Origin of the sequence: Aquimarina macrocephali JAMB N27, from assembly GCF_000520995.1 — a bacterium.
In the GTDB taxonomy this organism is placed as follows: domain Bacteria; phylum Bacteroidota; class Bacteroidia; order Flavobacteriales; family Flavobacteriaceae; genus Aquimarina; species Aquimarina macrocephali.
Window position 1 is genome coordinate 59917 of record NZ_JACA01000012.1, and the last position, 11735, is coordinate 71651.

General features: G+C 34.7%; 10 protein-coding genes. 7 read left to right on the forward strand and 3 right to left on the reverse strand.

From position 1 onward, the window contains the following. The first annotated feature begins 88 nt into the window (after window positions 1–88). From Z054_RS0108545 to Z054_RS0108555, 3 genes are read left to right on the forward strand one after another with little or no spacing between them, the layout of a single operon-like run. The gene (locus Z054_RS0108545) at window positions 89–3202 is read left to right on the forward strand and encodes a WD40/YVTN/BNR-like repeat-containing protein (RefSeq protein WP_024769660.1); all 3114 of its coding nucleotides are present in this window, start codon (window positions 89–91) and stop codon (window positions 3200–3202) included. Then, entirely contained in the window at window positions 3203–3754 is a 552-nt protein-coding gene (locus tag Z054_RS0108550) for a CopD family protein (protein WP_024769661.1), read from the forward strand. 5 nt (window positions 3755–3759) lie between these two features. Further along, window positions 3760–4305, forward strand: coding sequence for a GNAT family N-acetyltransferase (locus Z054_RS0108555; protein WP_024769662.1), 546 nt, complete (start codon window positions 3760–3762; stop codon window positions 4303–4305). A 94-nt stretch (window positions 4306–4399) separates the two neighbouring features. Here Z054_RS0108555 and Z054_RS0108560 read toward each other — a convergent pair whose 3' ends face one another. Beyond that, complete coding sequence (locus Z054_RS0108560; protein ID WP_024769663.1) at window positions 4400–5188, reverse strand: zinc metalloprotease; 789 nt, start codon at window positions 5186–5188, stop codon at window positions 4400–4402. A gap of 228 nt (window positions 5189–5416) precedes the next feature. Between Z054_RS0108560 and Z054_RS0108565 the strand changes: the two genes are divergently transcribed. From Z054_RS0108565 to nadD, 3 genes are read left to right on the forward strand one after another with little or no spacing between them, the layout of a single operon-like run. Continuing rightward, window positions 5417–6274 (forward strand): YicC/YloC family endoribonuclease, encoded by an 858-nt coding sequence (locus tag Z054_RS0108565; protein WP_024769664.1) that lies wholly within the window; start codon window positions 5417–5419, stop codon window positions 6272–6274. Next, a complete protein-coding gene (gene gmk, locus Z054_RS0108570; RefSeq protein ID WP_024769665.1) occupies window positions 6275–6847 on the forward strand; it encodes a guanylate kinase in 573 nt (190 codons plus the stop codon). A 53-nt stretch (window positions 6848–6900) separates the two neighbouring features. Continuing rightward, entirely contained in the window at window positions 6901–7482 is a 582-nt protein-coding gene (nadD, locus tag Z054_RS0108575; RefSeq protein WP_024769666.1) for a nicotinate (nicotinamide) nucleotide adenylyltransferase, read from the forward strand. An 85-nt stretch (window positions 7483–7567) separates the two neighbouring features. On the opposite strand, the gene Z054_RS0108580 is transcribed toward nadD, so the two are convergent. Both Z054_RS0108580 and Z054_RS0108585 read right to left on the reverse strand, forming a co-directional pair. After that, on the reverse strand, window positions 7568–8350 hold the full coding sequence (locus Z054_RS0108580; protein WP_024769667.1) for an enoyl-CoA hydratase/isomerase family protein: 783 nt from the start codon (window positions 8348–8350) through the stop codon (window positions 7568–7570). Window positions 8351–8440: 90 nt separating this feature from the next. Further along, window positions 8441–9898 carry a sensor histidine kinase gene (locus Z054_RS0108585; protein WP_024769668.1) on the reverse strand — a complete coding sequence of 486 codons (1458 nt, stop codon included), beginning with the start codon at window positions 9896–9898 and terminating at the stop codon, window positions 8441–8443. A 103-nt stretch (window positions 9899–10001) separates the two neighbouring features. On the opposite strand from Z054_RS0108585, the gene Z054_RS0108590 reads away from it, so the two are divergent. After that, the gene (locus tag Z054_RS0108590; protein ID WP_024769669.1) at window positions 10002–11693 is read left to right on the forward strand and encodes an ABC transporter ATP-binding protein; all 1692 of its coding nucleotides are present in this window, start codon (window positions 10002–10004) and stop codon (window positions 11691–11693) included. Window positions 11694–11735: the final 42 nt, after the last annotated feature.

Consider the following 11735-nt stretch of genomic DNA (forward strand, 5'->3'; position numbering starts at 1 on the left):
TAATTCCTGACTTTAGTATCCCATCAAATCTATTTTATCTGTAATTTCTCTGAAAACGCAAGGCTTTTAAATTAAATCTCAACTAACTATGCATTCACAATTCGGTAGAGTAATTCTTATACTCCTTTTTGCTTTCTCAACTATTTTCACATCCAACGCTCAAACATATAATCAGGAACTTTATGACGCTCTGGAGTATAGACTTATTGGACCGTTTCGTGGCGGTCGAAGTGCCGCAGTAACCGGAGTACCGGGAAAACCTAATCTATTTTATTTTGGAGCTACCGGTGGTGGAGTTTGGAAAACTACAGACGGTGGACGTACCTGGAAAAATATCTCTGATGGCTTTTTTGGGGGATCAATAGGTGCTATTGCAATATCAAAAAGTGATCCTAATGTAATTTATGTTGGAGGCGGAGAAAAAACATTACGTGGTAATGTATCTTCGGGTTATGGTGTATGGAAAAGTGTAGATGCAGGTAAAACTTGGGTGCAAGCTGGCCTTTCTAAAAGTAGGCATATCCCAAGAATAACCATTCATCCAACTAATCCTGATATTGTATACGCTGCAGCATTAGGGAATATATATAAGTCTACTCAAGATCGGGGTGTATATAAAAGTATCGACGGGGGTAAAACCTGGAGCAAAGTGTTGTTTGCAAATGAGGATTCTGGAGCGGTAGATTTAACTTTAGACCCTAATAATCCTCGAATTTTGTATGCCTCGACATGGAATGCAAGAAGAACACCTTATAGCCTTAGTTCTGGAGGAAATGGTTCTGCCCTTTGGAAAAGTACAGATAGTGGAAAAACATGGAATGAGATTTCAAAAAATAAAGGATTTGCTAAAGATACTTTAGGAATAATGGGAGTAACCGTTTCTCCTGTAAATAGTGAGCGAGTTTGGGCTATAGTAGAGAATAAAAAAAAAGGTGGAGTATATCGCAGTGATGATGGAGGTGATACCTGGAGCCAACTAAATAGCAGTAGAAGTTTGCGTCAACGGGCATGGTATTATAGTCGAATTTATGCTGACCCACAAGACATAGATGTTGTTTATGTCGTTAATGTATCCTATCATAAAAGTAAAGACGGAGGTAAAAACTTTAGCAGTTATCGTGCTCCACATGGAGATCACCATGATCTGTGGATTGCTCCAGAAAATCCGAAACGTATGGTAATTGGGGATGACGGAGGTGCACAAATCACCTATGATGGTGGTGAAACCTGGAGTACATATCATAATCAGCCCACTTCACAATTTTATAGAGTGACTACCGATAATAGTTTTCCATATCGAATTTATGCTGCTCAACAGGATAATTCTACTATACGCATCAATCATAGAAGTACAGGATGGAGTATTTCTGAAGATGATTGGGAAAGTACTGCCGGAGGGGAATCAGCTCATATTGCTGTAGACCCTAAAGATAATGATATTGTTTACGGAGGAAGTTATGATGGCTTTCTTACCAGAGTAAATCATAAAACAGAAACCGTACGTTCTATTAGCGTATGGCCAGACAATCCTATGGGACATGGAGCAGAGGATATGAAATATCGTTTTCAATGGAATTTCCCAATACTATTCTCCAAACATAATCCAAACAGATTATACACATTCTCTAATCGTGTTCATGTTACCGAAAATGAAGGACAAAGCTGGAAAGTGATCAGTCCTGATTTAACCAGAAATGATCCTGATAAACAAAAATCTTCTGGAGGTCCTATCACACAGGATAATACATCCGTAGAATATTATTGTACCATTTTTGCCGCCGCAGAAAGCCCAGTCAAAGAAGGATTACTATGGGTAGGAAGTGATGACGGACTTGTGCATGTAAGTCAGGACGGAGGAAAGTCCTGGAATAATGTAACTCCTAAAGGAATGCCAGAATGGATGATGATCAATAGTATCGAACCCAGTGTTTTTGCAGAGGGCACTTGTTATATTGCCGGAACCAAGTATAAGTCTGGAGATTTTGCTCCATATCTCTACAAAACCACTGATTATGGTAAATCATGGACAAAAATTACGAATGGAATCAAAAACGAGCATTTTACTCGCGTTCTTCGTGAGGATCCTAAACAAAAAGGATTATTATATGCCGGTACCGAAACAGGTATGTATATCTCTTTTAATGATGGAGCTGCCTGGGAACCTTTGCAGTTAAATTTACCTATTGTTCCTATAACCGATTTAACAATTAAGGACAACAATTTGATTGTTGCTACACAAGGAAGAAGCCTCTGGATAATTGATGATTTAACAGTCTTACATCAATTAAACAATGCGATGAAAACTCAAAATCATATTTTATTTAAACCTAAGAATTCTTATCGTATGGGGGGAGGAAGCGTTAAAGGTTCTAAAACAAAAGGAACTAATCATCCCGCCGGAGTCATGACTTATTTCTATCTCAAAGATTATGATGTAGCAAAAGACACTGTTTCTTTAACCTATTTTAATACTAAAAATGATACCCTAAAATCATTTAGCACAAAAGCAAAAGAGAAAAAGGATCAATTGAAAATAGAGAAAAAAGGAGCTCAAATGTTTGCTTGGAATATGAGAGGAAAAGGAGCAGAAAAATTGGATGGCATGATCCTTTGGTGGGCAAATCTTAATGGTCCAAAAGCTGTGCCCGGTAATTATAAAATAAGTCTTGCAGTAAATGGAAAAGAGGTATCCAAACAACCTTTTACAATTGTAGCTGATCCAAGAACAGAAGCATCACCACAACAAATGCAATCACAATTTGATTTTATTACCAGTATTAATAAAACAGTCGACAGAGCGCATAAATCCATAAAGAAAATCAGAAAAATTAATGCTCAGCTTAAAGCATTTTCAACACAGTACAAAGACAACTCAGCAACTAAAGATCTAGTTAAAAAAGCTTCAGACTTGCAAAAACAATTTGGTGAAATCGAAAAGGCATTATACCAAACCAAGAATAAAAGCAACCAGGATCCTTTAAACTTCCCTATTAAACTTACTAATAAATTGGGGCATTTAAACTCTCTGGTAGGTATGGGAGATTTTGGTCCTACAGAACAAGATATTGCTGTCAAAAATGAACTTACTAAAAAAATCAATGATCAATTAGCAAATTTTGAGAAATTAATTACTGAAGAAATTAAACGTTTTAATACAGAGTTCAATACCTTGCAGCTTAATTATCTTTTTGTAGAAAAATAAATGCTAGAATATTATAATTACATAAAATCCCTACACCTGATCTTTGTGATCACATGGTTTGCCGGATTATTTTATATTCCCCGGTTATTTATCTACCAAATAGAAGCTTCCCAAAAGCCTCTACCCGATCGAGATATATTAGGCCAGCAACTTAAATTAATGGCCAAACGCCTTTGGTTTATTATTACCTGGCCTTCTGCTATATTAGCCACTTTATTTGCTATTTGGTTACTTGTTTTGATGCCGGGTTGGTTACAACAATCATGGATGCATGTTAAACTAGGATTTATAGTCTTACTTATCATATATCATCTAAAATGTCATCACATCTATAACCAACTTCAATGCGATATCATAAAGTGGTCTTCTGGCCAAATGCGAATGTGGAATGAGGGTTCGACAATTATTCTTTTTTCGGTAATCTTCTTGGTCATCGTACGTGATGCAGTAAATTGGATTTATGGAGTTATAGGGATCATATCACTAGCAATCATACTTATGATGGGAATTAAATTTTACAAAAGAATCAGAAACAAAAACCCTAATGCATAATATCATTGAGTTTTCTTACAAAAACATATCAAACCAAATTAGGGAAGTCTCTTTTAATTAGAGAGGCAACTCTGGCAGATGCTAAGCAATTATTAGCATTAAAACTGGAATATCTTAAAGACACCAACACCATTCCTTTATTTGATTATGAATACTCTAATACTATAAAAGAAGAAGGAGAACTTATTCAAAACCTTCATCAACAGCCCAATAGTCTATTATTGGTTGCCGAAAGTGAAGGAGATATTATAGGAAACATTGACCTTACTGGTAGTTGGCGTAAAAAGATGCAACATACAGCCATGATAGGAATGGGGATTCATACCAAATGGCAAAACCAGGGCATCGGTACTCTTTTGATTCAAAATGTGCTAGAGTGGTCAAAAGAAAATAAAGTATTAAAAGTACTATGGTTAGAAGTTTATGCCACGAATCTTCCTGGCATTAGTTTATATAAAAAAATAGGATTCAAGGAATCTGGAAACATTGAGAATTTTTTTCTTGAAGAGGAAAAATATATAGATAAAATCACAATGATTATTAATCTTTGAGGTTACTTTTTCTCAAAGTTTGATAGTAACACAAAAATAAAAGACTGCCCAAATATTTTTTTCAGACAGTCTCTTAATTTATTAGTGTATTCGATTAGTTACACAATCTGTTATTTCTATTGCTATACATTCGTCTTACAGCTCTTATATCAAAATTAGAAACATTATTAGCATTAAATACCACATTCGGGTTTGAACCAGAAGTCATAATTGAATTAGGATCTACATTAGGTGTTCCTGGTACTTGTGTGCCAAAAAACCCTTGTTCTGAATGAAGAAACCCAATATTATGTCCAATTTCGTGAGTTAATATGTTCCCCCACTCTCTAGCTGTTACCGGGTCTCCATCAATACTAGGCTCATTAAGGTTTAATATAATCAAACCTCCTTCTACTCCATTAGTAGGAAATTCTCCAAGACCCCAGCCTCCTATTTCACCAGGATTTGCCAAACGAACCAAAATATCAGGATTGTTATTTACAGGTATCAAACGTAAAGTTGTTCTGTTAACCCTATTCCATAAGTCAATACCTCTTTGAAACCCTCTTCCGGCGGCATTATTACCTAAAGCATTCTGAATACGAATATTACCCGCCCTGTTACAGTCAACAATGGTAATAAAAGCCTGTTTTTGAAAGTTATTTTCTTTCAATGTTTCTTCGGTGATAAAAATATCACCATCCACAATATACCCTCCCTTAGTAGATGTAACGGATGTTTTATCCGTGTCAAACCCCATATTCTGTAATTTTGATAAAATTTCGGGAGATATATCCTGTTGCGTAATTGTACTGTCTTGTTGAATATCATTTTCAACATCAGTGGAACATCTTGTTATACCGATAGCAATAACTACCAGCATAGCTAATTTAATAGTTTTCATAATGAGTATATTTAAGTTGAACTCTAAAACTATTAAAACACTAACCATAAAGCAAATAAATTGTTACATATTTAACATTTTTGGGTTATTTGTACGAATTCAGACACTTTATTCTCTGTTGATCAAAAAATAATGAAAACGGTCAAGGATTATAAAATTTGGTTTTATAAGTTAGGCTGTCGTTGTTAAGACTTTTCATTATCTTCGTGCAACTTTTAGCATAATTCTATGATCAAATCTATGACAGGCTTCGGGAAGTCTATCCTTCAGCTACCTACAAAAAAAATAACAATTGAGGTTAAATCACTTAATAGTAAAAATCTAGATCTCAATGCAAGGATCCCTTCACAATACCGTGAAAAGGAGCTTGAAATGCGAAATACTATTGCAAAAAAACTAGCAAGAGGTAAAGTTGATTTCGGATTATATGTTGAAGCAACTGGTGAAGAAACATCAAACAAAGTTAATGAAGCTATTGTAAAAGAATATATGAGGCAGCTATCGAATGTACACGAAGGTGACACGATAGAGTTACTAAAAATGGCAGTTCGTATGCCTGATGCTTTAAAAACAGAACGTGAACAAATTGATGAGCAAGAATTTAATGCTATAAAAAATGAGCTTACCAAAGCTTTAACAGCAATAGAGGACTATAGAATCGACGAAGGAAAAGCATTAGAAAAAGACTTCAATATTCGTGTTAAAAATATAAGCGAGCTTCTGGATAAAGTTATACAAATAGACCCCGAACGTATGGAAGCGGTTAGAGAACGACTACATAAAGCAGTGTCTGATCTAAAGGAAGAAGTAGACCAAAATCGTTTTGAACAGGAGTTGATTTACTATCTTGAGAAGTTCGATATTACTGAAGAAAAAGTTCGATTAGCAAATCATTTGGAATATTTTACTACTACTTTAAACTCTTCGGATTCTAACGGAAAGAAACTTGGTTTTATCACTCAGGAAATAGGTCGTGAAATTAATACTATTGGTAGTAAATCTAATTATGCCTCTATGCAACAACTAGTAGTTCAGATGAAAGATGAACTCGAAAAAATTAAAGAACAATTACTAAACGTGTTGTAAATGAGCCAAGGTAAACTTATTGTACTTTCGGCACCTTCTGGAAGTGGAAAAACTACTTTAGTTAAATACTTACTTAATCAAGAAGAATTAAATCTTGGGTTTTCTATTTCTGCAGCCTCTCGAGAGCCTCGTGGAGGAGAAGTTCATGGAAAAGATTATTACTTTTTATCTTTAAGAGAGTTTAAAGACAAGATTAAAGCCGAAGAATTCCTCGAATGGGAAGAAGTATATCGAGATAATTTTTATGGAACATTAAAAACAGAAATACAACGACTTTGGGACAACGGTAAACATGTGATTTTTGATATCGATGTTGTAGGTGGTTTAGATATTAAAAGAATATATCCAGATCGTACATTGGCAATTTTTGTAAAACCGCCTAGTATTGAAGAGCTAAAGATTCGTTTGAAGAAACGTAAAACCGAATCCGAGGATAAAATCAATATGAGGGTTGCCAAAGCCTCTACCGAAATGGCTACTGCCCCACAGTTTGATGCCATCATAACGAATGATGATCTCGAAAAAGCTAAAAACGAAGTATATCAGTTGGTTAAAAAGTTTCTTTTTAAATAGGTTCTCAGACATTGGGATTCTTGTTTTACAGAAATAAAAAATGATTGTTTTCTATGAAAAAAATCGGATTGTATTTTGGGACGTTTAATCCTATTCATATCGGTCATTTGGCAATTGCCAATCATATGGCCGAGTTCTCTGATCTCGATGAGCTCTGGATGGTAGTAACCCCTCATAATCCTCATAAAAAGAAAAGTTCGTTACTAGATAATCATCATCGCTATGAAATGGTATATCGCGCAACACAGTCTTATCCTAAGCTAAAACCTAGTGATGTAGAATTTAAACTACCACAACCTAATTATACCGTACATACACTTGCGCACTTGCAAGAAAAATATCCTGAAGATCAATTTCATCTTATTATGGGAGAAGATAACCTAAAGAGCTTTCATAAATGGAAAAACTATGAGGTTATTCTCGAGAATCATAACATCTATGTATATCCGAGAATTGCTGCAGGAATTGTAGAAACTCAATTTACAGATCATCCCAAAATGCACCGAATTGATGCTCCTATTATGGAGATTTCTTCTACATTCATTCGCAAGGCGATTGCGGCTAATAAAAATGTAAGACCTTTACTTCCTAAAGTTGTATGGGAATATATTGATGAAATGAATTTCTATAGGTAGAGGAATGCATTACATTATATATAAATAAAAGCCTCATAGAGTTTATCATCTATGAGGCTTTTATTTTCTTCTATTATAATTCGATTTACTTTCCTGGGAAATCAGCTCTACGTTTCTCTAAAAATGCCGTAGTTCCTTCTTTAAAGTCTTCGGTTCCAAAGCAATTACCAAACTGTTGGATCTCTGCTTTATATCCATTTACACCATCTTCATAACCAGAATTTATAGCTTTGATAGCCGCTCCAATTGCTACAGAAGAATTTCTCATAATTTTCCCTGCTAGCTTTTCTGCCAATGGTATTAGTTCATCCTGAGCAGTTACATGATTTACCAACCCATATTGCAATGCCTGATTTGCATCAATCATTCCTGCAGTCATAATCATTTCCATAGCTCTACCTTTACCAACTAACTGTGGTAAACGCTGTGTGCCACCATATCCAGGTATTACACCTAAAGAAACTTCTGGAAGTCCCATTTTTGCATTATCGCTAGCAATTCTAAAATGCGCTGCCATTGCTAATTCTAATCCACCTCCCAGAGCAAATCCATTTACAGCAGCAATTACTGGTGTAGAAAGGTTAGCTACAAAATCAAAAAGTAACTCCTGCCCTTTTGTGGCCAGATTGCCTCCTTCCGATACCGAAAAATCAGCAAATTCACTAATATCTGCACCTGCAACAAACGCTTTTTCGCCGCTTCCGGTAATGATAATCACTTTAGTATCCGTATCAAGATTTGCAACTCTAAAAGCAGCATGCAATTCCTGAATAGTTTCCTTATTGAGTGCATTTAATTTTGATGGACGGTTGATAGTTATCGTTGTAACTCCGTTGTTTTGGGATGTTAAAATGTTGGTATACATTATAAATTATATTGTTTGTTTATGTCTTCTTTATTGTTTTAAATCTCTTTCTTAGTATTATTATAGTATTGGATAATAATTGAAGTAAGGTTACTATTCTTTTGGGAATCTAACTTTAAAAACAGTGCCTTTTCCTTCTTTTGATGTAAAGGTAATACTTCCATTATAGGTTTCTACAATATTTTTCACCATTCCTAATCCAAGTCCCATACCACTGGTTTTGGTTGTGAATTTAGGTTCGAAAACCTTCTTTGTATTTTCTTCGGTTATCCCAATCCCATTATCAGATACTGTAATAAGAACTTCTCCATTTTCTGAAAACACATCCACAATAATTTTGGGGATACGATCCTCGGGAATTGCTTGTATGCCGTTTTTCACTAAATTAGTGACTACTCGGATAAGTTGTGTTCTATCAAATTTAGCGATGATTTTTTCTTTTTCTGAAGGAAAAATGATGTAATCTTCGTTAAAAATATCTAATGCTAATCCTATAATCTTTACCACATCCAGAGTTTCGCTTTTTTGTGCCGGCATCTGTGCAAAATTCGAAAACGCAGACGCAATAGAACTCATGGTGTCAATCTGCTGAATCAAGGTATCACTATATTCCTGAACTTTTTGTCGAATATTAGGATCTTTGGGGTCAAATTTTCGCTGAAAACTCTGCACTGTTAATCGCATTGGTGTTAATGGATTTTTAATTTCGTGAGCTACTTGCTTCGCCATTTCTCTCCACGCTGCCTCTCGCTCACTCTTTGCTAGCATTGCGGCGCTTTCTTCTAACTCATCAATCATACTATTATAAGCATTAACCAATGAATAAATTTCTTCACTGGCATCACCAATATCTATTCGTTTATTTCTCTTATCTAATCTAGTTTGATCTATGGTTTCAGAAATTGTTTTTAAGGATCTGGTAATGTACTTTGATAAAAAATAAGCCAAGACTACTGCCACCAAAAGCATTAACAAATATACCTGCCCCAGACGTTGTAAAAATTGCAACAATTCTCTTGTAATCAAATCATCATCTTCGAGATATGGTAAATGTAGAATCCCTAAAGGTTTTGACCTAACATCTGTAATATAGGTATAGGATGTTAAAAATCGCTCTCCATTTTTTTCAGATTTCACCAAATATTTTTTATTAAAAAGAGATTCCAATGTGTCTAAAATAACAGGATCAATTTGGATGTCGGTAGTATCTTTGGCAAATAGGCCTTCTGATTTAACCAGTAATTCTCCCGAAAGCCCATAAATATTAATCGGCATGGAGTGTTCTTCAGAGATTTGAAAGATTCGTTGTTTCTCTCTAAAAATTAACGCTATATTTTCCTCATTTACAGGGTAAGTTGTCCTTTTTAATACATTATTAATTGTGATTTGAATTCTTTCTTCTTTTCGTTCTAATCGGCCTTGATGATATTCTTCTGCTTCCTCCTTATACTGATAGATCGTAACGGCTGCAATCAAAATAGAGGCCAACAATACCAATATGGTCATAGAGATAAAAATTCGTGTACGAAGAGAAAGTTTTAGTAGCCTCATAATATACTTTGACGGATAAAGATAACAAATATCACACCAAAATAGTTGTAAAAAGAAATCTGTGAACGCGTTGAATTTCCTAAATTTACCTAACGTTTAAGTTATGAATACTACTACACTGCTTTCTGTACAAAATCTTTGTGTCTCTTTTTTATCAGAAGAAAAAGAAAATCAGGTACTTTATGACATCTCTTTTGATATTCATAAAAATGAAATATTAGGAGTTGTAGGGGAATCAGGGAGTGGAAAATCTGTAGCTTCGTTAGCCATCCTGGGATTACTGCCTAACAAAATTTCTAGAATCACAAAAGGAGATATTATCTATGATGGTGTCTCTTTATCAAATTTTAATGAAAAAGAGTATAGAGCGATTCGTGGTAATGAGATAGCCATGATTTTTCAGGAACCTATGAGTTCTTTAAATCCTTCTATGAAATGCGGAAGACAAGTCGCAGAAATCTTATTTCAGCATACATCACTCTCTAAAACTGAAATAAAAACTGAAGTACTTTCTTTATTCGAAAAAGTAAAACTCCCAGAACCTGATCGAGCATACAAATCATATCCTCATCAATTAAGTGGAGGTCAAAAACAACGCATCATGATTGCTATGGCAATAGCATGTAAGCCAAAACTTCTTATTGCAGATGAGCCTACAACCGCACTTGATGTAACGGTACAAAAAGAGATTATCGGTTTGTTAAAAAGCCTGCAGGAAGAATATAAAATGAGTATTTTATTTATTTCTCATGATCTCTCACTAGTTTCAGAAGTTGCAGATCATGTTTTGGTTATGTATCAAGGAAAAATGATAGAATATGGAACAACCAACACTATTTTTCACACTCCTCAAAAAGAATACACCAAAGCATTAATCAATGCGAGGCCTCCGATGAATATTAGATATCAAAAACTACCAACTATTGCGGATTTTTTCGAGGATACAGATCAAAAAAAGAAAATCATTACTAAAGAACAGCGAGAACAACATCATCAGGATTTATATAGTCAACCACCATTACTAGAAGTTATAAATGTAGAAAAAAGTTATTTTTCTAAGGTTGGTTTATTTGGAAAAGCAGAATTTAAAGCTGTAGATGATGTGAGTTTTAAACTATACGAAGGTGAGACTTTGGGACTCGTAGGAGAATCTGGTTGCGGTAAATCCACTTTAGGAAATACCATTTTACAATTGGATAAAGCCAATAGAGGTCAGGTTATATACAAAGGGCAAGATATCACACAGTTATCATCTTCTGAGATACGAAGTCTTCGAAAAGAAATTCAGTTGATATTTCAGGATCCTTTTGCATCACTAAATCCAAGATTAGCTGTTGGAAAAGCAATTATGGAACCTATGCAGGCACATAATTTATACAACAATGACAAAGAACGAAAGCAAAAGGTAATAGAATTACTAGAGCGAGTAAGCCTAACCGAAGAACATTTTAACCGTTACCCACATGAGTTTAGTGGTGGACAACGACAACGAATAGGTATTGCTCGTACTATAGCATTACAACCAAAACTTATTATCTGCGATGAATCTGTAAGTGCGTTAGATATCTCTGTACAAGCACAGGTACTTAACTTACTAAATGAGTTAAAAAGTAATTTTGGTTTTACCTACATCTTCATATCACACGATCTGGCTGTAGTAAAATATATGTCTGATCAATTATTGGTTATGAATAAAGGTAAAATAGAGGAACAAGGAGATGCGGATTTGATTTATGAAAATCCACAAAAAGAATATACTAAGAAGTTAATACAGGCAATTCCTAAAAGCAGGTAAATAAATTCGCAGGCAACAACATAATAATCTAATGGATTACAT